This window comes from Dyella acidisoli, from assembly GCF_030160295.1.
GTDB classification, from domain to species: Bacteria; Pseudomonadota; Gammaproteobacteria; order Xanthomonadales; family Rhodanobacteraceae; genus Dyella_B; species Dyella_B acidisoli.
Window position 1 is genome coordinate 160,939 of the sequence record NZ_BSOB01000050.1, and the last position, 26,672, is coordinate 187,610.

Annotated in this window: 15 protein-coding genes; 12 read left to right on the top strand and 3 right to left on the bottom strand. The window is 57.5% G+C overall.

Annotation, left to right across the window (positions count from 1 at the left end):
• The 8 genes from QQJ86_RS19425 (at position 1) to QQJ86_RS19460 (ending at position 15,054) form a co-directional block, all read left to right on the top strand.
• Entirely contained in the window at positions 1-1,851 is a 1,851-nt protein-coding gene (locus QQJ86_RS19425; RefSeq protein ID WP_423372984.1) for a glycoside hydrolase family 35 protein, read from the top strand.
• Position 1,852: 1 nt separating this feature from the next.
• Positions 1,853-2,896 carry a sialidase family protein gene (locus QQJ86_RS19430; protein ID WP_284322625.1) on the top strand — a complete coding sequence of 348 codons (1,044 nt, stop codon included), beginning with the start codon at positions 1,853-1,855 and terminating at the stop codon, positions 2,894-2,896.
• A gap of 236 nt (positions 2,897-3,132) precedes the next feature.
• Positions 3,133-4,248, top strand: coding sequence for a glucokinase (locus tag QQJ86_RS19435; RefSeq protein WP_284322626.1), 1,116 nt, complete (start codon positions 3,133-3,135; stop codon positions 4,246-4,248).
• Between the two features lie 259 nt (positions 4,249-4,507).
• The gene (locus QQJ86_RS19440) at positions 4,508-7,450 is read left to right on the top strand and encodes a TonB-dependent receptor plug domain-containing protein (protein WP_284322627.1); all 2,943 of its coding nucleotides are present in this window, start codon (positions 4,508-4,510) and stop codon (positions 7,448-7,450) included.
• Positions 7,451-7,528: 78 nt separating this feature from the next.
• Positions 7,529-7,756 (top strand): hypothetical protein, encoded by a 228-nt coding sequence (locus tag QQJ86_RS19445; protein ID WP_284322628.1) that lies wholly within the window; start codon positions 7,529-7,531, stop codon positions 7,754-7,756.
• A gap of 266 nt (positions 7,757-8,022) precedes the next feature.
• Complete coding sequence (locus QQJ86_RS19450) at positions 8,023-11,046, top strand: TonB-dependent receptor plug domain-containing protein (RefSeq protein ID WP_284322629.1); 3,024 nt, start codon at positions 8,023-8,025, stop codon at positions 11,044-11,046.
• A gap of 79 nt (positions 11,047-11,125) precedes the next feature.
• Positions 11,126-13,375, top strand: coding sequence for a glycoside hydrolase family 20 protein (locus tag QQJ86_RS19455; RefSeq protein ID WP_284322630.1), 2,250 nt, complete (start codon positions 11,126-11,128; stop codon positions 13,373-13,375).
• Positions 13,372-15,054: an alpha-L-fucosidase gene (locus tag QQJ86_RS19460; protein WP_284322631.1), complete on the top strand. Its 1,683-nt coding sequence runs from the start codon at positions 13,372-13,374 to the stop codon at positions 15,052-15,054. Before QQJ86_RS19455 ends, QQJ86_RS19460 begins: the two co-directional genes overlap by 4 nt.
• A 164-nt stretch (positions 15,055-15,218) precedes the next feature.
• Here the strand turns inward: QQJ86_RS19460 and QQJ86_RS19465 are convergent, their stop codons facing one another.
• Positions 15,219-18,164, bottom strand: coding sequence for a TonB-dependent receptor (locus tag QQJ86_RS19465; RefSeq protein WP_284322632.1), 2,946 nt, complete (start codon positions 18,162-18,164; stop codon positions 15,219-15,221).
• A 446-nt stretch (positions 18,165-18,610) separates the two neighbouring features.
• Between QQJ86_RS19465 and QQJ86_RS19470 the strand changes: the two genes are divergently transcribed.
• Positions 18,611-18,871: a hypothetical protein gene (locus QQJ86_RS19470; protein ID WP_284322633.1), complete on the top strand. Its 261-nt coding sequence runs from the start codon at positions 18,611-18,613 to the stop codon at positions 18,869-18,871.
• Positions 18,872-18,928: 57 nt separating this feature from the next.
• On the opposite strand, the gene QQJ86_RS19475 is transcribed toward QQJ86_RS19470, so the two are convergent.
• On the bottom strand, positions 18,929-20,011 hold the full coding sequence (locus QQJ86_RS19475) for a polysaccharide biosynthesis/export family protein (RefSeq protein ID WP_284322634.1): 1,083 nt from the start codon (positions 20,009-20,011) through the stop codon (positions 18,929-18,931).
• Positions 20,012-20,397: 386 nt separating this feature from the next.
• On the opposite strand from QQJ86_RS19475, the gene QQJ86_RS19480 reads away from it, so the two are divergent.
• From QQJ86_RS19480 to QQJ86_RS19490, 3 genes are all read left to right on the top strand, one after another.
• The gene (locus tag QQJ86_RS19480; RefSeq protein WP_284322635.1) at positions 20,398-20,832 is read left to right on the top strand and encodes a low molecular weight protein-tyrosine-phosphatase; all 435 of its coding nucleotides are present in this window, start codon (positions 20,398-20,400) and stop codon (positions 20,830-20,832) included.
• A 28-nt stretch (positions 20,833-20,860) separates the two neighbouring features.
• A complete protein-coding gene (locus tag QQJ86_RS19485; protein WP_284322636.1) occupies positions 20,861-23,068 on the top strand; it encodes a polysaccharide biosynthesis tyrosine autokinase in 2,208 nt (735 codons plus the stop codon).
• Positions 23,069-23,274: 206 nt separating this feature from the next.
• A complete protein-coding gene (locus tag QQJ86_RS19490; protein WP_284322637.1) occupies positions 23,275-24,597 on the top strand; it encodes an oligosaccharide flippase family protein in 1,323 nt (440 codons plus the stop codon).
• Positions 24,598-24,703: 106 nt separating this feature from the next.
• Here the strand turns inward: QQJ86_RS19490 and QQJ86_RS19495 are convergent, their stop codons facing one another.
• Positions 24,704-25,900, bottom strand: coding sequence for a right-handed parallel beta-helix repeat-containing protein (locus QQJ86_RS19495; RefSeq protein ID WP_284322638.1), 1,197 nt, complete (start codon positions 25,898-25,900; stop codon positions 24,704-24,706).
• Between the last annotated feature and the right edge of the window lie 772 nt (positions 25,901-26,672).

Sequence of the window (26,672 nt, forward strand, 5' to 3'; positions counted from 1 at the left end):
ATCACGCGCACCTACGTCTTGCAGCTTGCCACAGCATGCGTAATAGGCCTGATGGCGTTGTTGAGCCCATCGAGCTACGCAAACACGTCCATCACCATCGAAGGCAATCATTTCATCCGCGCCGGCAAGCCACACCAAATTATCTCCGGCTCGATGGACTTCCAGCGCATCCCTCGCGCGTACTGGCAGGATCGCCTGCAGAAAGCACGCGCGATGGGTCTGAATGCAATCACTACCTACGTATTCTGGAACGCAGTCGAACCCAAGCCGGGACAATTCGATTTCAGCGACAACAACGACGTAGCCGCGTTTGTACGCATGGCGCAGGCGCAGGGGCTGGACGTGATACTTCGCCCGGGTCCTTATGTCTGCGCAGAATGGGAAGCGGGCGGATTTCCCGCCTGGTTATTTGCCGACCCGCACTTGCACGTGCGCACACAAGATCCGAAATACCTGCAGGCGGTGGAACGTTACTTCCAGCGGCTCGGCAAGGAGCTGGCGCCACTGATGGCCTCGCACGGCGGGCCGATCGTCGCCGTGCAGGTGGAGAACGAGTACGGTTCCTATGGTGACGATCGCGCGTACATGGAGCAGATCCATCAAGCGTTGATTCGTGCCGGTTTCGGTGCGGATCTGATGTTCACGTCCGATGGGGCGGATCTACTAAATAACGACGCATTGTCGGGCGTACTGGCTGTGGTCAATTTCGGCACAGGCGAAGCGAAGGGCGCCTTTGCGAAACTCAAGGCGTTCCGTCCCGATCAACCCAAGATGGCCGGAGAATACTGGGCCGGCTGGTTTGACCACTGGGGTGAGCCGCACGCGCAAACCGATGCCAACGTACAGGCGAAAGAGCTCGCGTGGATGTTGAGCCAGGGGTACTCCGTCAACATCTACATGTTCGAAGGCGGCACCTCGTTTGGCTTCATGAATGGCGCGAATTTCCAGGGCAATCCTTCCGACCATTACGCACCGCAAACCACCAGTTACGACTATGACGCGCCGCTGGACGAAGCGGGCAGGCCCAAGCCGAAGTTCGCAAAGTTTCGTGATGTGATCGCCAAGGCGACCGGCATCAAGCCGACGCCATTGCCGACTCCTACGTCATTCATGGGTGTCCCCGCGTTCACGCTCACCGAGTCGGCGTCGTTGTGGGACAACTTGCCGGAACCGGTGACGACGGAACAGCCACAGCCGATGGAGCAATTCGGCCAAGCGTATGGCTACATTCTTTATCGCACCCAGCTTGCCGGTCCGGTTTCCGGTGAGCTTTACATTGGTGAGGTGCGCGATTACGCCATGGTCTATGTCGATCGCAAACTCATCGGAACAGTGGATCGGCGGCTGAAGCAGGTGAGTTTGCCCATTACCCTGGATGCAGGCCCGCATACGCTCGACATGCTGGTAGAGAACACCGGCCGCATCAATTACGGACCGCATCTAGCCGATGGCCGCGCGGGTCTGGTCGATCCGGTTCTACTCGATGGCAAGGAACTGCATGGCTGGCAGACGTACGCTTTGCCGATGACTTCGCCTGATGCGATCCGCGGCTGGACTACGCAGCCCGTAGCGGGGCCTGCGTTTCATCGCGGCCATTTCAAGATAACGTCGACGGCGGATACGTTTCTGGATGTCGGCGCGTTCAGCAAGGGCTTTGCGTGGGTGAACGGGCGTAACCTCGGGCGTATCTGGGATATCGGTCCGCAGCGTTCGCTGTACCTGCCGGCGCCGTGGCTGGAGCAGGGCGATAACACCGTGGTGGTATTTGATCTGCAGACGACGAAAGACGCTGTAGTGCGCGGTGGTACAAAGCAGTTCTGGTATCGATCAGACGTAAAGACGCCTAAATGATATGAAATACGTCATGCTGTTTAGCGGATGGGCGGTAGGCATCCTGCTGCTGATCTTACCGATAGCTGTCATGGCAAGTGATCCCGTCGTCTTGCGTGAATTCATCGCCGCGGCGCCACCCACGCCACAGAGCCACGCATCCACTATCGTCGAAACACCGGCCGGCCTCGTCGTTGCCTGGTTTGGCGGCAAGCACGAGCGTGATCCCAGCGTAGGCATCTGGTTGTCTCGCCAAGTACATGGCCATTGGAGCGCGCCGGTGGAAGTGGCCAACGGCGTGCAGCCTGGCGGACATCGCGAGCCGACCTGGAACCCGGTGCTGTTTCTGCCACGCCACGGACCACTGATGCTGTTTTACAAGGTTGGGCCTGATCCGCAGCACTGGCGCGGCGTGCTCAAGACATCCGATGACAATGGCGCACGCTGGTCCGCCGCACGTGCATTGCCGGCCGGCGTACTCGGCCCGATCAAGGACAAGCCGGTGCAGCTAGTCAGCGGTAGCATTGTCAGTCCGTCGAGCACGGAGCAGGGGCGCTGGGCGATTCACTTCGAGCTTTCCGCCGACGGCGGCAGCACTTGGCAGACCAGTCAGGCCGTACCCAATCCCGATGCCATCGAAGCGATCCAACCCAGCCTGCTGCCGTGGCGGGATGGCAGGTTGCAGGCGATTGGACGGACCAAGCAGGATCGCCTGTTCTCCATCTGGTCCGTGGACGGCGGACACATATGGTCAGCGTTGAAGTTGCTCGATGTGCCCAATCCCAATTCAGGTATCGACGCCACACTCTTGGCCGACGGTCGTGCCTGCATGGTCTACAACCCGACCACACACGGCAAAGACTGGTGGGATGGCCGCGGCACGCTTGCCGTGGCCCTATCCAGTGACGGTGAGCATTGGAAGCGGGTTCTCACGCTGGAGCAAAGCCCCGGAGCGGAGTTCTCCTACCCCGCGATCATCCAGGCCAAGAGCGGCCTGCTGCATATTACTTATACGTGGAAACGGTTACGCATCGTGCATGTCGTCATCGACCCGGATCGCCTGTGAGGGCATATGAGGTGGATCAGATGAAAAAATATTTCTATTCTGTTGCGTCGCGACTTGCCACGATCTAAATCCTCCATATAAGCTCTTTACGAAAGCAAATATGAAATGGGCGTTTGCCTGTAAAAGATACGACGGTTAGTCCGCGCGCTATCGTGCCGGAGGGGTTATGAGGGGTTTGGTCCAATTAAGTAATAAAGTGGGCACAGCTCGACCGGTAGTAGATACGGGGGCCCGGCGTGCGTGACGATGGCGGCTACGAGCGGTACGGTGACGCGCAAAATGCGTCTGCGACGAATGTGTGCATCGGCAACGAGATGCGCGACGAATCCGCGCTGTCCACACACATGATACAGCGCTCCGACACACAAGATGTTTTCTTGGCGGCAGATGTCGGCGGCACGCATGCACGTATTGGCTTGATCGCGTTTCAGCCTGGGCTTGGTGTTCCGGCCACGCTTGCCTATCGCGTTTATCAGTGCGCGGATTTCGCCAGCTTCGATGCGATCGTGCGCGCCTTCTGCGAAGAGTTCTCGGTAAAGCCCCAACGCCTGGCATTGGCGTGTGCGGGCTTTCTGCACGACGGCGTAGTGGTCAACAACAATCTGCGTTGGCCCATCGTTCCAACTGAATTGGAAAAAGCGCTCGCGCTGAGCGAAGTAAAGGTGCTCAACGATTTTGAGGCGCTGGCTTACGGTACGGCTTATCTGGATCCTGCAAGCGTGATTACGCTGCATGATCCTCGCCGCAGCAAGAGCGCAGAAGAAGGTCCGGTGGTGGTTGTCGGCCCAGGTACTGGGCTTGGCGTGGCAGTGCGTTTACCTGGTACGCCGCCGCAGGTGCTGGCGACCGAAGCCGGACACATCCAGTTGGCGGCACGCGTTGGACGCGAGCAAGCAGTGCTCAGTGAACTGGTGCCGCCGGATACGCATATTCCTTACGACTCGGTGTTGTCGGGGCCGGGCCTGCTGCGCGTGTATCAGGCAGTGTGTCGTCTTGACGATAAGCCGGCCGAATTGCGCGAACCTGCAGCGATCACTGCTGCAGCATGCGCAGGCACGAATGCGCAGGCAGTGGAAACCTTGCAGCTTTTCTGTGGATGGCTCGGCTCTTTCGCCGGCGATCTGGCCATGCTTTATGGCGCGACGGGTGGCATCTATGTCGCTGGTGGTTTTCTGTCGCGCATGACCGATTTCATGGCTAACAGCAGCTTCGTCAGCCGCTTTCTTGATAAGGGCGTGATGCGCCCGTTCCAGCAGACCGTATCCGTGCATGTGGTGGACCATGCGCAGCTCGGCGTGATCGGAGCGGCAAGCTGGTTGATGAATCACGCGCACAACACATTGCAGGACTAACGATTTGCAGAACGGCTTGCAGGACTAACGTGCTGCAGGTGCGACAGCTCACATACCGCATCGGACTGGGAAGACGATGCCGCTATAACCCGACCGGAGGGACGTGCAGATCTTCCATACATGACCGCTGCTTGAAAAACCTAAGCTCCGACGACGCATCGGGAGCGCCCACAACCAGACCCACACATGCCTGCTTCGACTTAACTTGGGGGTCGCGGCGGCAAGAAACACCGCTTTTTACCGGGAGGGGACAAACTATATGAACAGCAATCACGTACGCCGTGGCGTACTGGCCAGTTCACTGGCAATGGCGCTTTTCGCTCCGTATGCGTTCGCGCAGACAACGTCTTCAAGCGATCAGCAGAACACTACGACCGGCAATTCTCAGAATGGTTCACAGAAACCGAAGACGCTGGAAAAGGTGACCGTTACCGGTTCGCTGATTCCGCGCTCGGAAATCGAAGGACCGGCGCCGGTGAACATCATTACTGGCGAACAGATCAAGGCACAGGGCTTCACCACGCTGTGGGAATTCCTCGATTCGCTGCCGCAGCTCGCCGCGCCTGACTTCAACAACCGCATTTCCACTTGGGGCAATACGGCCGTCAACGCGCGCGTGGTGAACCTGCGCAATCTCGGTCCCGATCACAGCCTGCTGCTGATCGACGGTCACCGAGTGGCCGATTATCCGATGCCGGGTAACAACGGCCAGACCACCTTCCAGAACTACAACAATATTCCGGTGGGCATGGTCGATCACGTCGAAGTGCTGGCCTCGGGCGCGTCTTCGATCTACGGTTCGGACGCCGTCGCCGGCGTTATCAACGTGATCCTGAAAAAGAATTATGTTGGCGACGAGATCAAGGTAACGGGCGGTAGCTCGACGCGCGGCGGCCGCGCATATGGCGATTTCCTTTATACAGGCGGTCGCTCCGGTGAAAAATGGAACCTGATGTACAGCTACGAGCACACCAATCGCTCGCCGCTGTGGGGTCGTGATCGCTCCTACACCGACTCGGATGCGGATGCCGGCTATGGCTCCTGGAATCCAAGCCAACGCATGTTCGGCTATAGCAGCTCTGGCGCTTATGGTCTCGTGCTTAACAATGCCGCCGGTAACTTCATTACTCCGCCTCAAGGTGCGTGCGGTCAATTCGGCAACAATTTCAGCCAATATCACGCACTGAGTGTCAGCACGAGCGGTGATCAGGTGCTGCCGGGTGTGACGGATCAAGGTTCTTACTGCAGGCAGAACGCCGTATTCAGTAACTGGGTACTTTCCCCGGGTTACAAGGCCGACAATGCTTTCGTGAGCGGCGAATACCGCTTCACCGACAAGGTTTCGGCATACGGTTCGGTGGGCCTGTGGACCAACACCGGTACCACCAATACGCAGCTGCCGTTCCTGTATCCCTTCGCAAGCAACACTGCGGCCCTGCCGGGAGCGAACGGTACTCAGTTCTACGACCAGACCACCGGCCAGGTCATCACCAACTACATCCGGCAGATAACGCCACAGGAAATCGGCAGCTACGCCAATACCCATGACTATGAAACGAACTGGGACATCCATGCCGGTTTGAAAGGCACGGTGTTCGACGATCGTTTCAACTGGGATTTCAACCTCGGCACCAGCAAATACCTCGTGCACGAGGACTATACGGGCTTGAACGAACAGGGCATGTTCGATTTCTTCTTCGGCCCGCAACTCGGCACCACGACGGTCGGCGGCACTACCATGCCGGTGTATGCGCTCAATTCGCAGCGTTTCTGGAATCCGATCACGCCGGCGCAATACGCCACCTTTGGTGTGAATGGCGAGAACAGCGCTGTTACGTGGATGAACCAGGCAAGCTTCAACTTCGGCGGTGACCTGTTCAACGTGCCGTGGGATGGTCAGCCGATCGGTTTCGCCAGCGTATTCGAAGTCAATCATGAAGGCTTCCATCTGGCGCCCGATCCGCGTGGCAATACCGTCACGTTTGGCGATCCATTCCAGAACCTGATCACGGGTGGTGGTACTCGTACGCGCTATTCGACTGCGTTGGAATTCCGCACACCGGTTTGGGATACGGTGACATGGACGCTTTCCGGCCGTCTCGACAAATACAACGACCACAGCATTGCCAATGTCGCCAAGACATGGGGTACGGGTCTGGAGTGGCGTCCGATTGATGGTCTGCTGCTTCGCGGCAGCTACGGCACCAACTTCCACGCGCCAGACATGCAGGCCATCTACCTGGATGACTCGATCCAGACCGTTGGCGATTACGCGGACCGTCTGCAATGTATCAAGACAGGTGACCACACTTGTGCGGACTACCAGCACAACACCTACTTCCAGTTGTACTCGGGCGGCAGCCGCAATCTGCTGCCGGAAACGGGTCATTCCTGGACCTACGGTTTCGTGTGGGATATCCCGGGCGTGCAGGGGCTTTCGTGGTCCGTTGACTACTGGCACATGGGCATTGCCAATGCGATTCAGTGGATCGGTCTGGATACCGCGCTGACCGATGAGGCAGGCTGCCTTACCGGGCTGCAGGTCAGTGGTGCGCCGTACATCGCCCATCAGTTGGGCTCGGCATACTGCCAAGAGGCCATTGCTAACGTCACGCGCAATGCAAGTGGCCAGATCACCGCTGTGCACGTCGGCCCGATCAACGAAGCTTCTCAGTATGTCAGCGGTATCGACAGCACAGTCACCTACAAGCTGCAGACCGAGCATTGGGGCAACTTCAACTTCGACTTGAACTACACCAACAATCTGGAGTTCAAGCAGCGCACGCTGGCGTCGGATCCGTTGCTCAACACGCGCTACAACTATCCGGCTACCAAGACTGTGGCGAACCTGCATTGGCACAAGGGTGCCTGGGACGCCACCTTGCACGGTGAACGCACCAGCGGCCTTCGTGCGTCCAACTACGGTGGTTGCGAAGCGTTGCCCAATGGCATTCAGCCGGGCCTCGGCGATCCGAACTGCGTGATCTACCTGGGTAGAACCCCGAACTGGGTGATCTTCAGTACGTCGGCCTCGTATGCGATCAACGACAAGGTGAAGGTTGGGCTGAACATCTCGAATATCTTCAACAAGGTTGGTGTGATCACCAGCTACGCCGGCGGTTTCGAGTTCATTCCCACGCAGCAGGGCGCCGACTACACCGGTCGTGAAATATTCGCGACCATTGATTGGAAGATCGACTGATATCCCCTTGCGAGCCCGACCTAAAGCCGGGCTCGCTTTTTTTGATGCAATGGTTTTGCTCGTTAGTGAGAACGCCTGATGCTGAAACCTCTCCTGGCCTGGTGCCTAGGTCTGTCCATCGTCATCGCAAGCACGCAAGCGGTTGCGGAGATCACGATCATTCCGAAACCGCAGCAGATGGAAGCAGGGGAGAGGAGTTACCACCTCGATGCGCAAACAGGCATCGACGCACCAGAAAGGGTGCGCGCTGTGGAGGCAATCGCCTTTCTATGCGAGGCGATCCCCGCATCTTCACTTTTCTGCTGACTGATGAAGCACGTCCCGCAGACGTTGCAGGATTGACGGGCGCGCCTGCGTGCAGGCACCCGATTGGCGCATCGACAGGAAGGCGATGTTTTTGAAACCACACCGGAGGCACGTACAGATCTTCCACATACGGATGTCGCTTGACCCATAAAGCTTCGGCTCGAACGGAGCACTTATAAGCAAGTCTACACATGCCAATTTCGACTCGATTAGAAATCAAGGGTGTCGAGGCGGCAAGCAACAGTTTTTGCCCGGGAGGGGACACTATGCACACCATTCGCGTACGCCGCGGCGTACTTGCTAGTTCTTTGACATTGGCGCTCTTTGCGCCGTATGCCGTTGCACAGACGTCGACGACGTCAGGTAGTGATCAGCAGAAGAGCACGTCTTCCAGCAATTCGCAGCAGAACGGCACGCCGAATGCGAAAGAGCTGAAAACGGTCGTCGTGACCGGTTCGATGATTCCGCGCGTGGAGATCGAGGGACCTGCTCCCGTAGTCTCCCTCACCGGCCAGCAGATCAAGGATCAAGGCTTTACCACGCTTTGGGAATTCCTGGATTCGTTGCCGCAGGTGGGCCAGCAGTCATCGGACCCGTCCGCGTGGGGTTCCAGCTCGGTCAATGCGCGCTCGGTCAATCTGCGTAACGTCGGCCCTGGCTTCAGTCTGCTGATGATCGACGGCCATCGCATCGTGGATTACCCACAGCCGTTGAACAAGCAGAGCAACTTCCAGAACTTCAACAACATTCCCACCGGCATGATCGACCGTGTCGAAGTGCTGGCCTCTGGCTCCTCGTCGATCTACGGCTCGGACGCAGTGGCGGGCGTAATCAACGTGATCCTGAAGAAGAACTACCAGGGTGACGATCTGCAGGTCACTGGTGGCGGCTCCACCCGTGGCGGCCGCGACTATGGCGACGTCAACTTCTTCGGTGGCAAGTCCGGCGAAAACTGGCACGTCCTGTACAACTTTGAGAAGTCCAACCGCACGGCGTTGTGGGGCTCGGATCGTCCCTATCAGGATTCGGTGGCCGATGCGGGTTACGGCTCCTGGAGCCCGGCGTCTCGCATGTTTGGTTACCAGTACGACGCGGCGGGCTCCATTGCCCTCTCCGCACAGAACGCTTCGGGCCAGTACATCACGCCGCCGGCGGGCACCTGCGGGAAGTTCACGAACTCGCAGTTGAGTCATTCGTACAGCGTCACCACCAGTGGCACCCAGATCGCTGGCGTGACCGACAATGGTTACTACTGCTCGCAGCCCACCATGTGGCAGAACTGGGTGCTGACGCCCGGCAGCCGCAGCAACAATGGTTACGTGTCCGGCGAGTATGACTTCAGCAACGGCCTGCAGGCCTATGGTTCGGCGGCCCTGTATGAAACGGTGGGCATCTCCAACACCCAGTTGAACGGTTTCGGCACTGGCGAGTTCTACGACCAGACCACCGGGCAGGTCATCAACCAGGCCATCCGCCAGTTGACCGCAGCGGAAATCGGCCCGTCGAACACCCATGACCGCGAGCAGAACTGGAACCTGCAGGCCGGCCTGCGCGGCACCATGTTCGACAGCAGGTTCAACTGGGATCTGAACCTCAATACCCAGAAGTACACCGTGCGCGAGGACTACACGGGCTACGACCAAAACGCCATGAACAACTTCTTCCTCGGGAAGCAGTTGGGCACGACCACCGACAGCAAGGGCAATAGCATTCCCATTTATGCCATGAACTGGCAGCAGTGGTGGAACCCGATCACGCCGCAGCAATACAACCAGTTCGCGGTCTTCGGCACGAACACTGCGTCGTCGTGGCTGGACCAGGTGCAGTTCCGCATCAACGGCGACCTGTACAAGCTCCCGTGGGCGAGCGAGTCCATCGGTTGGGCGGCAGTGTTGGAAGCGGCACACAACGGTTACCTGCTCTCGCCCGACTCGCGGAGTGCCTTTGCCAACTCGGCTAATTTCCAGAACCCGTTCGGCGCGTATCTCACCGGTGGTGGTACTCGCCAGCGCTATTCGTTTGGTAACGAGTTCCGCGTACCGTTGCTGGATTCGGTGACCTGGACCATCTCCGGCCGCTTGGACAAGTACCATGACGCCAGCCGCGCCGACGTAGCCCGTACCTGGGGCACAGGCCTGGAATACCGTCCGTTTGACGGTCTGCTGGTTCGCGGCAGCTACAACACCAACTTCAAAGCGCCGGACATGCAGGCCATCTACCTGACCGGCTCCTCCTCGCCGGTGGGTTATTACGCCGATCCCTTGCAGTGCATCAACGACATCAAGAATGGCGTGTCGAACAGCACATGGTGTAACTCGGTGCAGCGCTCATCCTCGCAGTACTACACCTTGAACACGAACGGCAGCCGCTTGTTGAAGCCGCAGACCGGCCACTCCTGGACCTATGGTTTCGTGTGGCAGATTCCGGGCGTGCAGGGCCTGTCGGTATCTGCCGACTACTGGCACATGGGTGTGGACAATGCCATCCAGTACCTCAGCGGAGACACCGTGCTGGCCGACGAGGCGGGTTGCCTTACCGGCTACCAGACAAACGGTACATCCGCTTTGTCACCGTACACGGCGCACGTGCGGGGCTCGGCGTATTGCCAGATGGTGACCCAGATGGTTACGCGCAATGCGGCTGGCCAGATCGTCACGGTGAATTCCGGTCCGATCAACGAGGCTTCGTTGTACGTAAGCGGTATCGATGCCTCGCTGGACTACAAGCTGCACACCGACGATTGGGGTGACTTCCGCGCCAATATCAACTACACCGACAACCTCTCGTACAAGCAGCGTGTGCTGGCTTCCGACGAGCTGCAAAACACCCGCTATAACATGGTGGCGAGCAGGATCACGTGGATCGGTAACTGGCACAAAGGCGACTGGGACGTAACCATCTCCGGTGTGCGCGACGGCGGTATGCGTGCCCCGAACTACGGTAGTTGCAATACGCTGCCCAACGGCATCCAGCCAAGCATGATCAATGTGCAGAGTGGCACCGAGACGATTGCTACCGGTGTTTGCCAGGTGACAGTCAATGGCCAGGCTGTAACCGTTGCCGACACCGAGTACACGGGCCATACGCCGGTGTGGATCACGTGGAACGCCGCGGTCGGCTACCAGATCACCTCGAGGGTCAAGGCGAAGCTCACCGTGAACAATATCTTCGACAGGGTCTCGTCGATTCCGTATTACGCCGGTGGCTTCGAGTACGTCACGACCGGGCAGACCGGTAGTGAATACAACGGTCGTGAGATATTCGCGACCATTGATTGGAAGATCGACTGACGTACCAAAGCGAGCCCAGCCAAAAGCTGGGCTCGCTTCTTTCTGATGTAATGCATCGATTCTGCAAGGAGTCCATCTGATGCTGAAACCTCTCTTGGCTTGGTGCCTGGGTCTGTCCATCACCATCGCAAGCACGCAAGTGGTTGCGGAGATCACGATCATTCCGAAACCGCAACAGATGGAAGCAGGGGAGGGGAGCTACCGCCTTGATGCGCAAACAGGCATCGACGCACCGAAAGGCGCGCGCGCGGCGGAGATAACCGCCTTTCTACGCGAGGCGATCCACTCCCAAACGGGTATCGAGCTATCGCGCAGCACGCACGTACACGGGATCGTATTGGCCATTGATCCCACGGTGAATGGCGAGGAAGCCTATCGGCTCTCCGTGACGCCGCGCGGCGTGATCATCCAGGCATCGAGCGACAAAGGCCTGTTCTGGGGTGTGCAGACACTCCGCCAACTGCTGCCGCTGGAACACGGGGCATCGGTACAGATTCCCGCTGTGCATATTGAAGACGCGCCGGTGTTCAGCTATCGCGGATTCATGCTCGATGTCGGCCGGCATTTCTATCCGGTTTCCTTCATCAAGAAACAGCTCGATCTACTGAGCTATTACAAGATCAATACATTTCACTGGCATCTCACTGATGACCAGGGTTGGCGCCTGCAAATCAATCGCTATCCCAAGCTCACCGAAGTCGGTGCGTGGCGCACCGAGACCGACGGCAGCCGTTACGGAGGCTACTACACGCAAGCCGAAGCGCGTGAGGTGGTGGAATATGCGCGGCTGCGCAACGTCACCGTGATTCCCGAAATTGAAATGCCCGGGCACAGCATGGCAGCGCTGGCCGCGTATCCAGAGTTCTCCTGCACGCAACAGCCGCTCACCGTACCCGCCACCTGGGGCGTATTCAAAGATATCTACTGCGTGGGCAACCCCCACACCTTTACGTTCCTGCAGCACGTACTGGATGAGGTCATGACTTTGTTCCCCTCATCGTATGTGCACATCGGCGGTGACGAAGCTCCAAAGGATCGCTGGAAAGCCTGTGACGCCTGCCAGGCACTGATGCGCGAGCAGGGCCTTAAGGACGAAGAGGGGCTGCAGAGCTACTTCGTCAAGCACATGCAGAGCTATGTCGCCGACAAGGGTAAGACCATGGTCGGCTGGGATGAGATTCTGGAGGGCGGTGCGGACAAGAACGCCATCGTGGAAGTCTGGCGCATGTGGTTTGGCAATGACGTTATGCGCAAAGCGCTGCTTAATGGCAATCGCATCATCATGGCGGGGCCGTTCTACCTGGATTCGCCGCTGGACGTGCTGACGGCAAAAAGCATCTATCACACCGATATCACCAAGCCCACCTCGCCGAGCACACAGGGCGACGACGAAGTTTTTGCCGAACATCGCGGACAAATCCTGGGCGGCGAGGCGCCGCTATGGAGCGAACGTGCCAATCCGTACAACGCGGAATCCAAGATTTATCCGCGCATGCTCGCATTCGCGGAAAATCTCTGGACAGGCAAGCACGACGATGCGGCGTATGAGGATTTCGAACAACGCCTGCAGGCGAACTATCGCTGGCTGGATGCGCAAAAGGTGGCCTACGGTCCGGAAGACAAGCTCGTGGCCACTTACACCATTAGCTTCGATGCAACACATGGTGCCTGGCAGTTGCATGCCAAGCGCGGGTTCGACGATCTGCATAACCACTATACGGTCAACGGCGCCGAGCCCACCGCACAATCGCCTTCGTTTGACGATGCCGTAGCCATCTCGCACGCGGGTACTTTGAGGGTAATGCCGTTTCGCAACGGTTTGCGTTACGACAATGCCACCGTTTTTACTCTGGTCGACAATCTGGCCTCAGGCCATCCCATCACCTTCGCGCAGCCGGCCGCGAAGGAATACGCACCAGGTGATGCACTCGTCGATGGCGTCATCGGCAGCACGGATTTTCACGATGGTCGCTGGGCGGCATGGCACGACAGCGATATCGACGCCACCATCGATCTGCAGAAGGATGTAGCCTTCCATACGATCGATGTGGGTTTTCTGTTCGAGCCTAATTCGCGCATCCTGCTTCCAGAGCACGTTGCCTACGAAGTGTCGTCCGATGATCAGCATTGGACGTCGCTCTATAGCGATACCCTGAGCGTTGATCTGGCTGCTCCCGCGCACAAGCAATCGTTGCGCTTTCATTCGGAGCCAGCGATTACCGCTCGATATATCCGTATCAAGGCAACGCAGCACAAAACCGTGCCGGCAGAGTTTCCGAACGGTGCGAAAGATAATTGGTTGTTTGCCGACGAAGTGCTTGTTCAATGAAGACCGCGCATACGTTCCCATGGCGTCGTAACACGATTTGGATGGTGATGTTGGCTGCATGGCACGGCATGTCTGCCATGGCGGCCGGCGCCACGCATAACGTTACACCGCCCGATGCAGCCACCATTGAACAGCAATGGGTTGCGGCCAATCATCCTTATGACGCTGCACGCCAGGCCATTCTGGCGCAGACGCAAAAAACCGCCTGGCAAGGGCCGATGCAGCCGGATTGGCAAAGCCTTACCGGGCATACCACGCCCGAATGGTATCGAGACGCCAAGTTCGGCATCTTCATTCACTGGGGTGTGTATTCGGTCGCCGCGTACAAGGGCGAGTGGTATCCGCGCCACATCTATGAGCGCACGGGCGAATACGCCAACTACTACCAGCATCAGATCACCACCTATGGCCCGATGCCGCAGATGGGCTACAAGGATCTAATTCCTCGGTTCAAGGCCGAGCACTTCGACCCCAATGCATGGGCGGCGCTGTTCCGTGAAGCCGGTGCGCGTTATGTCGTGCCAGTGGCCGAGCATCACGACGGCTTTGCCATGTACGACTCGAAGTTGTCGGATTGGACGGCCGTCAAAATGGGGCCGCATCGCGATGTCATCGGTGCGCTGGCCAAGGCGATTCGTGCGCAAGGTATGAAGCTCGGCTTGTCCTCGCACCGTGCCGAGCATGATTGGTTCTATGAGTTTGGCCGTAGCTTCAATTCCGATGTCAATGATCCTCGCTACGCGGCATTGTATGGACCGGCGCATCCAGGAATATCTGCCAAGGGTGAAGATGGGCAGGAGGTCGACTGGACTTTTGTTTCCGACGCCTATCTCAACGACTGGCTGGCACGTTCATCTGAGATCGTGCAGGACTACCATCCGGACTTCATGTATTTCGATTGGTGGGTCGGGCAGCCGCGCTTTCATCAGGCGTTGGCCGAGTTCGCGGCGTTCTACTACAACCAGGCCGCGACGCGCGGGCAGGGTGTGGTGCTCAGCTACAAGAACAACAGTATGCGGCCCGGCACCGGCATGCTGACTATCGAGCGCGGTCAGGCGGCGGATATTCGCGAACAGCCTTGGCAAACCGAAACCTCGATCAGTCCGGACTCCTGGGGTTATGCCGAAGGCGACACCTACAAGTCGCCGGACGAACTGGTGCAGCTGCTCGCCGATGTGGTGAGCAAGAACGGCAACCTGCTGCTGAACATTGGCCCGAAGGCGGACGGCACCATTCCAGAACAAGCGCAAAACATCCTGCGTGCCATCGGCCAATGGACGCATGCCAATGGCGAGGCCATTTACGGCACGCGTCCGTGGCACCGTTTCGGCGAAGGTCCCACTCAAGTGGCGGCCGGCACCATGCAAGACACCAAGACCAAACCCTATACCGCGGACGACTTCCGTTTCACCACTAAGGATGGACGTCTATACATAATCCAAATGGCGTGGCCATCCTCGGGGCACGCATGGATTCATTCTATTACGCCGTCGATGAAGGTGAAGTCGGTGACCATGCTGGCTAATGGCGCCGCTATTCCCGTCGATCAGCGGGTTGATGGCTTGCATCTGACTTTGCCTGCGCAACCAACTGGCGTGCATGTGTATGTCTATCGCGTGGACATGCAACAAGATGCCTCGGAAACCCTAAGAAAGGGCGGCGACGCGTCCAAGTCATAAACCGTTGCCCATTCTCGCCACAACAACTTGACATCGCATCGGTCGTGAAATGCTTCTTTCGCGGGATTGGAAGATGAATTGAGTCCGAAGCCGTGCGTAGGTTGGGGTGAAAACCCCAGCATTGCGATGTTGGGGTTTGCACACCAACCTACATCTATCTGACCTCAATAGTCATACGTAGCGGTCAATCGCACATAACGCGGCTGCTGGCGAACCACCGCTGATCCATACAGCGGATCTGGCGTGCCAGGTGAAATCTGGTAATACGGATAAGCATTCAAAATCGTCTGTGAGTTGAACAGATTGAACACGTTCAATGACAACGCCAGCTTGCCTGCCGGCACTGACGGAAGGTATGTCAGGCCAACATCCACCTGCTTATACCAAGGCAGCCGATAGGTGCCGGGCGAGGAAGGCTGGCCGCCGCACCAGTGATAGTAGCTGCCGTAGCCATCTGGATCGGTCTGGTTCGGTCCGTAGTAGCCAAGGCAGTTGCGCGGACTGCCGGAAACCAGTTGCACGGTGCCCGACACTAGCCACTGCGGCGTGATCTGGTAATAGCCGAACAGCTTGAGCTGATGGGTGTGGTCGTTGCTCTGCGCGCCGTTGCTGTTCGCCATCAACTCCGGGAAGTCCCAGTCGATACTGGTCGACGCTGCAGTCTGCTGGATATCCGAGCGCAGCTGTCCTTCAGTATCGCCGTAACTGCGCGAGAACACGTAATCGACCTTACCGTACCACTTGCCATCGAACGGATGCTCCAAAAAGGTTTCCAGTGCATAGTATTTGCGCTTCATCTGCGGGAAGCCCATCTCCGCATTGGTCAGCGGAACCTCGCGATAATTTCCTTCTGCATCGATCACAGTGAAAATGTTTTCGCGGCCCGGGTTGATCAGATAACAGCTGTTGGTGGCATTGACTGTGTAGCCAAGGGCTGCTGCCTTGTTCTCGATTGCTTGCACATCGCAATAATCGTCGATCACGTTGCGCAAGATGCGGCGTGTCACTTTGGCGCCATATAGCCACTGATTGTCGATGGCCTTGGTGAAGCCGAGGATAAATTCGTCCTGGTACTCGGATTTCAGGTTCTGTGCCGTTACCGTCCTGGGATCAGGAAGAATTCCGTAGGTGTTGTTGGGCGACACCGCGTTGGAAAAGGCAGTAAGGCCGGCCGGTGTGCCATCTGCAGCAATGCCGCTATAAGTGAAATACTGTTGAGTTGCCACGTAAGCACCCGCAGCATTCAACGCGGGATTGAGTGGCATGCCGAGGTAATAGCGCCCCACATTGCCGTAGACCTTCAGGCTGGCATCGCCGAACACGTCCCAGCTGAAGCCAAGTCGCGGCGCCCACTGTGGCTTGGTCTGGCGGATGTAAGGCTGTGCATCCGCGTTGTAGTCGACGAACTGATCGTTGCGCACGCCAAGCGAGAGCAGCCAGCGGTCACTCACCTGCCACTTGTCCTCGATGTACTGTGCGCGCTGTGCGGAACGTACGCTTGCAATCGAACTGTTGATGTACTGGATGGCGTAGTAGCCCGAGGCGCCGTTGGGATAATTCGCCGGTGCGCCGACGCCGAGGTTGGGGATCAACGCAACACCGGGTGTCGTGGTGTATTCGTAATCCCAGTAGTAGCCAGGGCCGGAGGTCTGGCGCCCTTGGTCGATCGCGCGCGCATTCTGGTTGTCGATACCTAGCGAAATCGAGTGCTGAGCGAGTTGATAAGTGAGATCGACGCGTAGGTTGTTGCTTTCGTTATGGCGGTTGGGGTTGTACAACGAACTCGTCACCTGGCTGTTGCCGATCGGTGTGCCACCGTTCAATAACGGGTTCTGGTTTTGGATATCGGAAAGATAGGTCAGGCTGCCGTTGTAGCTGCCAGGCACGTCGTAGTTATCCAACCGCATCTTGCCGTAGGTGGCCGTCAAGGTAAGGCTGTCGGTGATGTAGCTGGTGAATTTGGCAGTGTAGAGATTGCCGCCGGTCTTCGTGCGGTCGGCGTAGTTGATGAACTGGCCGGGCTGCAACGTGTTGTAGTTGTAACTGTAGATTGAACCTTGCGTCTCCTTGCGGTTCGACGCGCCGGTGATTTCAAGGATGTTGCTGTCGGTGATGTTCCAATCCAGCTTGCCGTACCACTTGGGAAGGGTGTAGTGGTAACGAACGTAAGGTTGCGCGCTGGAAACATTGTTTACCGTTGTGCCGTTTTGCTCAGAAGCCTCAGCAGCAAGAAACAGGAACAGTTTGTCTTTGATAAGCGGGCCGCCGATATATGCATCGTACGTACGTATCCACTCCCGGCTCTTGCTGTTCGGATCGTAGAGATTGCCCGCCACGGGTGATGTAGGCAGTCCGTTGGTGTAGTAGGTATCGGTTTGATTGGCGCGCGCAAAGTCGGGCTCCCACAGTATCTGGCCACCGAAATGCCAGTCGTTGGTGCCACGTTTGCCCACCATGTTGATGACGCCACCGTCAGAACGTCCGTACTGTGCGCTATAGCCACCGGTATAGATTTCCTCCTGTTCGATGGCCCCGTAGGGCAGGCTGAGTCCGCCGAGTCCGCGCTGCGTTTCGGTAACGTTGAAGCCGTTGATGTAATAAGCGTTCTCGCTCGCTGCCGAACCGCCAAAGCTCACCAGTGAATCGCCTGTGGGCCCGGTGTAGCCGCCACTGTTGTTCACTACACCCGGAGCAAGCTGTGCGATGGCTTCGGCCGAGCGTAGCAGTGGCAGCTGTGCAAGCTCTTTGGATGTAATCACGGTGCGCGAGTCGACGCTCGTTACGTCGATGGGTGGTACGGAATTGGCGGTTACCTTGATCGCGCCAAGATCCTTCGCTGCCACTTCGCGGAAAGACACTTCAGTGCCTGTGCCCACGCGCAGATTCACGTTATCGCGCGAATCAACCACAGCGCCGTCGTGTAGCAACGACACGGTATAGACGCCAAGCGGTAATTCCGGTGCGACGTAACGGCCGCGACTATCTACGGGCACCGTGCGCGAGATGCCTGTGCTGCTCTTGATCTGCACAGTCTCACCACCTGTCACGGGCACCTGGCCGAAGATGCTGCCGGTGGTCGACTGTGCGAAGGAAATCGTACTTGCCAACATCAGGCTTGCAGCTATGGCAAAGGCAAGTTTGGGGGACGAAGAAGCAAGCGTGTTCTTTTTCAAAGTGTGGGCTCTCGTATCGCATCGCAGGCAAGCGGCATGCATTTCGTCGCGCACGCAGGGTGGGGAAGCCCCGCAAGCGGCTTGTCTGGATGAAGTGAATCGTGATTTGCGGAATTCGTGTCCGCTGCTTTCGCGTCCCCTGATGTCTCATCGCGCCGACGGAAAGCTGTCTCTATAGATACTTTGCTGCTTTGCAAAAGGAAACGTTTAGATCGATGAGAGATGCGACTGTCGGTATGACGAGGCGCCATAAAGCAAGGCAGGGAGCGTGCACTTGTTGCGCGTCGCTCGAAAACAAATTTGCCGACACGTCCGGTTTTTTTTGTTGCTTTTTTCGTAACGTTACGATAACTTCGGGCCGCCAAAACTCAAGGAGTTACGCCATGGTCGACCCTCGCGACCCGGGCACGATTGCCATGCTGTTCAAGCGGCGGCGTGGACGTCCGTCCACCGGCAAGGCGAAGACGGCTGCCGAGCGCATGCGCGCATACCGCGCACGCCATGTGACGGTGAGAAGCGATGTGCTTCGTTCGGTGATTGCGCAGTGCCAGGAAATTCAGCAGTTGCTGGAAAGCAACCAGGCATTGCGCGATGAACTGGATGCGGCCTACGCGGAAATCACGCGGCTTCGGTCAGGCCAATAGGCAAAAAAAGAGGGCGCCGCTCCGAAGGCGCCCTATCGAGTGAAGTCACACCTGAAATCAGAGTCCGCTGTTGGTGCCACCATGTGCAACGGCTGCGCTGCTTACCAAGCTGCCTAGCGGAACCAGCTGGCTCAGGAAGCGGCTCCATTGGGTGATGGCCGACGCGCCTACCCACACCACGTCACCGGCGCGGACATGGAAGTTGTCTGCCAGCGCATAAGACGCCGGAGAGCGCGCGTAGAGTTGATAAACCGTCGCCGGTTCGTGCGCCAGATCTTTCACGCCGCGGATGACGTAGACCGATTTGCTGCTTGACGTGATCGGATCGAGTCCGCCCGCACGTCCCAGGGCCTGCGTAAGCGTCATGTCGTCGGTTCTGAACGTCATCGCCTGCGGGCGCATCACTTCACCAAGCACGTAGACTTCCTTGGTGTCGTTGTACGACAGGTACAAACGATCGCCAGGCTTCAGATAAATGCGCTGCTCGGACTGCTTACTCAACGTGTTCAGATCGATGTGGTAGTCACGGCCATCGCGAGTGAGTACCAGATCCGAAAGATCCGCATGCGTCAGATCGATACCGGCCGTGCCGACCGCTTGCGAAAGCGTCAGCGGAACGGTGGTGGCCTGTTGTGGATCGGTTTTGGTAAACGCACCCTGAAGCGTAATGAGCTGGCTACCGTAGCTTGTGACGGCCACGTCAACTTGCGGTTTGGGTACGAACTTGGTGAGCCGAGTGGTCAGCTCCTGGCGCAGTTCTTCTACCGTCATGCCCGAAGCTTTGACAGCTCCCACATACGGATAGAACAGCGTGCCATCTGACCGCACCAAGCGGCTATTGGCGCTCGTTTGTTGTTGCGAGCCAGCCGGAGCTGTTAATTCGGGGTGATCCCACACGGTGATGTAAAGCATATCGCCGGGCCCGATGCGATACGGTTCGGGCTGATAGTTCAGCAATTCCGGTGGAACGGTTTTTTCCTCAGTGACGGGCTGGCTTGCCAGCCACTCCGGTGTGATCTGAACCATCTGGACGTGACCCTTCTCCGGGCCGTGCATGGACATGTGTTGTCCGGGAAGGGCGGCGCAGCCGGATACGGCCAGGGTCGTTACGACAGCTGCCAAAACAAACGATGCTTTCATGTGCACTCCACATGTTTTGATGTTGTGCCGCTTGGCATGGAGCACTGGGCGGTTAAAGCGCTGGATATAAATCGGAAATCCTCGAATCGGCCACGTTTGTTTAATTAATTAAGCTCGCGAGGTCGTCGCTGGCGCGTAAATGAACTGTGGTCGAACACGACTTTTTTTCGTCACATGTGTGCACGAAACGTCTCGTGATGCCGAATGTTTTGGAAAATCTATGCGCTTTTGACGAAAGAAGCGCTATACCTTCATCCGATTTTTAGATGATGGGCATGAGCGCGAATGCGCGAAGCGACTTAAAAGCGTTGAAATGTACGACTTAAAGAAAAGAGTAAGGTCTATGGTGTTTTGCAATCGCACAAGCGGCGGGAGTGGTTCCATACGTGTTCAAGCGCATCCTGATCGTCTGCGTAGGCAACATCTGCCGAAGTCCAACGGCGGAATTTATCTTCCGCGACAAGTTGAAGCATCGCGACATCCACATCAGCAGTGCGGGTCTTAAAGCACTGGTGGGCCGCCCTATGGATGATCAAGCAATGCAGATCTTGAAAGAACGAGGCATCGATGCAGCCGGGCATCGTGCGCGCCAGCTCAATGCAACCATGTTGCGTGAGGCTGATCTCGTGCTGGCGATGGAGCGCGATCACCTTGCTGCCACTTCACGGCTGGCGCCGGAGGCAAGCGGCAAAATGTTTCTGCTCGACAAATGGCAGGACGCCGACGATGTCCCCGACCCTTATCGCCAGTCACGACAAGTGTTCGAACACGTCCACGCCATGATTGAGCGCGGCGTCGAGAGCTGGCTTCGCTATCTATGAGTATGAGTATCCTTTTGAGGAGCGGCCTATGACCACCAAGCAGACCTTCGCGGCACGCGACGAAGACATTGATTTGCGTGCAATGCTAGGAACGCTGGTCGATAACAAGTGGCTGATCGCTTCGATCACCATTGTGTTCCTTCTGATAAGCGTGCTGTACGCGGTACTCGCTACGCCGATCTATCAGGCCAGCGCATCCGTGCAGGTTGAGCAGAAAGCGCAAACCTTGCCCGGCATGAGCGATCTCACCGAAACACTCGGTATTTCCACCTCGCAGGCGGTGACCGAAATCCAGCTGCTCACCTCGCGTAAAGTGCTTGGACAGGCCGTCGAGAATCTCAAGCTGGATATCGATGCCAGCCCCAAGCGCTTCCCACTCATCGGCTCCTTCCTTGCGCGGCAATTCGTGGGAGATCATCCGGGTGAAGTGGCTGCGCCAGTTTTCGGCTTGAGCCGGTATGACTGGGGTGGTTCGCAGCTCGATGTCTACCAACTCGATGTGCCCGCCGATCTGCTCGATGAGAAGCTGGCGCTGATCTCCGGTGATCACGGTACTTACACCTTGCAGGATCCGGACGGCAACGTTCTCGTTAGCGGCCACGTCGGCCAGACAGTCGCCGCCAACGGCGTCACCATGCAGGTGCGCGGGCTGCAGGCCAATCCTGGTACGCGCTTCCGCATCGTGCGTCATTCGCACATGGACACCATCGCCGTGCTGCAGAAGAAAATCGATGCGGAGGAGCAGGGTAAGGATTCGGGCATCATCCAGCTCACTTACAACAACATCGATCCAATCCTCGCTACCAATCTGCTTGATCAAGTCACCAATCTGTACGTGCGCCAGAACGTCGACCGCAGCGCGGCCGAAGCGGCCAACAGCCTGCAGTTCGTGCGCGAACAGCTACCGAAAGTGAAGCAGGAGCTGGAACGCGCCACGCAAGCCTTGAACGCGTTCCAGCTCAAGGAGCGTTCGGTCGATCTTTCCATGCAGACGCAATCGTTGCTGGATCAGAACGTATCGATCGATACCAACCTCGACCAGTTGCGCATGCAAATGGCCGAGGTCCAGCGTCACTACACCCCTGAGCATCCGGAATACCACTCGCTGCAACAGCAGATCGGTCAGTTGGAAAGCGAGAAAGGTGCACTGGAACATAAGATTGGCCAGTTGCCGAATACGCAGCAGGAATTGCTCAAGTTGAACCGTGATGTCACCGTCACCAGTCAGACTTACACCAACCTGCTCAACCAGGCGCAACAGCTGGATATCGCGCGTGCCGGTACGGTCGGCAACGTGCGCGTCATCGATCAATCGGCGGTGAATCTGGCCAAGCCGTGGTGGCCGCGTGCGATCTGGGTGATTCCTGGTGGCGCGGTGCTTGGCTTCCTGGTGGCGTTGGCGTTCCTCTACATGCGTCAGCTGCTCAGCCGTGGCGTGGAGGATCCGGTAGCGATCGAGCGCCTGGGTCTGCCGGTCTACGTGTCCATTCCGCTCAGCGATATGCAGCGCAAGGCGGCTGCGATGCGTCTTGGTTATCGCCACACCAGCAACCATCAGCACTTGCTGGCCTTGAATGCGCCCGCTGACCTCGCGACCGAGGCACTGCGCAGTTTGCGTACCAGCCTGCACTTTGCGCGAATGGAAACGAAAAACAACGTACTGATGATTTCCAGTGCCAGCCCTGGCGCGGGCAAGAGCTTCGTGGCGTCCAACCTCGCCGTGGTGATGGCCCAGGCTGGGCAGCGCGTGCTGCTGATCGATGCGGACATGCGCAAAGGCCTCCTGCATCGCATGATCGGTGGCAGACCGGAAAACGGCTTGTCCGAATTGATTTCAGGGCAGGTGCAGATCAGCGACGTGATACGTCCCGTCAACGGCGTGGGTGAGCTGATGTTCATTGCGCGCGGCAAAATTCCGCCGAATCCGTCGGAATTGTTGATGCATGCCAACTTCAATACGCTGCTCGAAACACTTCGGCCGCGCTATGACCTGATCATCATTGACACGCCGCCGGTGCTGGCAGTCACCGATGCGGCAGTGATCGGCAACCACGTCGGCACCAGCTTGCTGGTGGTGCGTTTTGGCATCAACCAGGTACGTGAAATTGCCTTGGCCAAGCAGCGTCTGGAACAGAACCGGGTACCGATCAAGGGTGCGATCTTCAACTTGGTGGAGAAGCGTGCGGCAGGCTACTACGCGTATGCCTATTACGCATACGGGCCGACCAAGGCTTAATCGTCATGGTCATGATGCAAGCACATACACCCCTTTCCTTTCGGGAGAGGGGCTGGGGGTGAGAACTCGAGCGAAATGCGATGCATACGTTACTGTGCAGGTATTTGTTCTCGCGCAGTGATCGCACTCTCACTTCAATCGCTCTCCCAGTGAGAGAAGGGCTTGCACTCACCAAGCCTTGCACTCATCAAGCAAGGAGCCGCTGTTTGAATTCCTCCACGTCCGACATCTCGCTCTTGGGCCGATTGCCGCAAGGATGGCGCCGCGCGCTCGGCGCCATCTCCGTATTGTGGATCGCTACCGCTCTGGGTGCGGTCCTGGCCTTTCTCACGCAAGCGCTGCTCGCGCGCGAACTGGGGCCGGCAGAGTACGGCCTGTTCGCTTCATCGTTGGCTACGGTGACGATGGTGGCGCCTCTGGCGGGCTTTGGCTTGCCGCAGTACTGGCTGCAGGTCTACGGCGTGGAAGGCTGGCAAGGCAATCGCTGGCTGACGACCTCGCTGCGTTTCATCACGGGCAGCACCGTGATGACGCTGAGCCTGGTGGCGGTGTGGTCGTTCGTCGGTGCGCCGTTGGACGCACGGCCACTGCTGCTGCTGTTGCTGCCGATTGTGCTGGGCACACTGGCGGTGAGTCTGATCAGCAGCCAGTTGCGCCTGGAAGAGCGGCATTATTCGATGGCACTGTGGCAGCTGATCACGCCCGGTAGCCGCATGCTGGTGGCTGTGGCACTGCTGATCGTGCCATCGCTCGATGGGCGGTTCGTGGCGATCGGTTTCAGCCTGATTTCGTTGGTGTTTGCCGCATTCGCCTTGCCGCGCCTGTTGGCGATGATGCGCGGCGGCATACAGCTGCATGGACACGGGCCGCGGCCGACTGCGCCGATGGCAGGGCGATCGCCCAGCGTTGCGCGCCTTTGGTCATTGGCCTGGGCTTATGGTCTGGAAGCGACGCTTTATCCGATCTTCTTCCAGATCAGCACGGTGCTGTTGAAATATCTCAATGGCAATGCGCAGGCCGGCATCTTCGGCATCGCACTTGGCGTGATGATGGCGATTTATCTTATCCCGTCCACGGTGTATCAGAAATTCCTGCTATCGAAGCTGCATCGCTGGGCGGTGCATGATCCGCGGAAATTCTGGAAGGTATATCGCCACGGAGCCATCGCGATGCTGGCCTCTGGTGTATTGGTAGCGCTGGTGTTGGTCGTCGTGTCGCCTTGGCTGGTGCCGATCATCTTTGGCGAAAAATATCGGCCGGTCGTGCACGTGCTGACTGTGTTGGCCGTGTGCGTGCCCGTGCGCTTTCTTTCTACGGCTGTCAGCTCGGCCCTGCTCAATGAGCAGCACATGCGCTATCGCGTGGTGGCCATGGGCTTGAGTGCGGTGATGGTTGTGGTGTTTAACGTGATATTGATTCCCAGGTATCACGAGATGGGGGCGGCTATTGCAACGGTGGCAGGAGAAGTGTCGTTGTTGGTGGCGATGTATGGGGGATTGCGCCGGTTCCATGCACGCAGGACTGTGTAGGTTGGGATGCAATCCCTCAACGCCACGAGATGAAACATCCTGGTGCCGCAAAGAAAAACCCTCTCCCGAAGGAGAGGGTTTTGACTTATCCGCAGTAAAGCGCTGATTACTTCATCGGCGATACGGTGTTGTTGTACTGCGTGACATAGCTTGCGGTATCGGCGATGGAAATATCGCGCGGTGCCCAACCCTTACTGAAGATCGACACGCCATGTGCATAGAACCAGGCATCACCGTTGTAGTTGATGGTGTTGTCGAAAATTTTCACGTGGCTGGTATAGGCGGAAATGCTCACGCCAAACAACCAGTTCTGGCTCAGCGTACTGCTCTGGATCGTGATATTGGTCGGGTCGCCGGTGTACACGCCAAAACCCTTGTTATTCTCGGCAGTCACTTTGTACAGCGACACACCGTTCACGCGGTTGTGCACTTCAAGCCCGTTGCCGGCATTGTCCGACAGGGTGGTGTTCTCCAAACGCACCTGCGATACGTCACCCTGCGTTTGCGGCTCGATATCGACGCCAGCCTGCGGTGCGTTTCCCTTGGAACTGGTGAAGCTGCTGTTGACGATGTATACCTGATTCGCCGGTGTAATCGACATTCCTTGGCGGCGATTGCCGGTTGCGCTTACGCCGTTTAGTGTCACCTTGTACGAGGGCACCATGTCTTTACCCCAGCCGAGACCGCCGACCAAGATGCCGTCGCCCCAGCTATCGCTCAGGGAAACATTGTGCAAATACACATTGCTCGAGCCCGATACATTGACGCAATAGCCCCATTGGCCATAGGTACCACGATGCTGGTAGCGCTCGCCGATGATATGGCCACCGACGATCTCGACGTTGTCGGCCTTCCAGATTTTCACCACCCAGTAGCGATCCGAGCTGTTGGGAATGGCCTTGAGATACGTGCTGCTGGACAGTGACAGGCGCGTGTGTGAGCGCAGGCTGATGCCCTTGGTTGCATTGATCATGTATGTGCCATCGGGTACCACGATGGTGCCACCACTGGAGGGTAGTGCATCGACGGCGGCCTGGATGGCGGCGGTATCGTCCGTAGACCCATTACCCGAGGCGCCAAAGCTGCGGACGTCGAGTACGGTGGAGCCGATTGTTTGAGGTGGTGTTGCGTTCCACCAGTTGGTTGCGGATGCCGGCAGAGCGACTGCCGAGAGTGCCAGGGCAGCGGCGGCGGTCGACAGAAGTTTGCGATGAGATGTGAAATTAACAATGCGAAGAGTGAATACGCTTGAGTATGTGCGCGATTTCCCCTGCGCCCCTTTCGGCACTGATTGATTTTTCACCTTGAAAAACGCCTCTTTTTTGTGAATGGCCGGCGTAAGGTGCGTCATTCACTCGTGAAAATGCAAATGTGAAATTATGTTTCGATTCACGGTTGTCAAAATTACGACTTGTGAACAAGGTCTGTCGTAAGCTCCCGCGCCGGTGCGTGGCTTTCACTCTAATTAGTTAATTGAATGGACGTATAGACGTCTATTTGAAGGTGCTGATCGACCTTTTATGGTTTGACGCTGATTAGCGTCTCGCCTCAGCTGGGCCTGTCGTGTTGTTGGGGCATTGCCTGCGGAGCTTTCGGCCCCTAAAGGGCCCGAGTCACTTTTCTTTGCGGGCCCAAAGAAAAGTAACCCAAAGAAATGGCCTAAAAGGCTCACAGCATGGGGAGGCTAAAAGCCTGAACGTGTATGGCTAGATAGGTGGTTGGTCGCCCATGGTTCGACGCTCCCGCTATACCGCGAGGCGTCCAAGCGCTGAGGACTTAAGGCAGATCGGGTAGATCTCGGTAAAGCTCAACTTATCGGTAGGTGCGCTTTAAGCCCTCAATGCTTCGACGCCTCGCGGTATAGCGGCGCGGTAGAAGCTGGGCCCGCCAACGATCAAAGCAAGGCGTCATCCATAAGGCTTGTAAAGGCGTCATCCATAAGGCTTGTAACCGATGCAATGCCATGAGCTTTTCAGGCCATTTCTTTGGGTTACTTTTCTTTGGGCCAGCCAGTACTGTCCGGTTAATCGGCAAATAAAATCAATTGGTTAGCGTCACCGCTCTCGGTAAGTTGT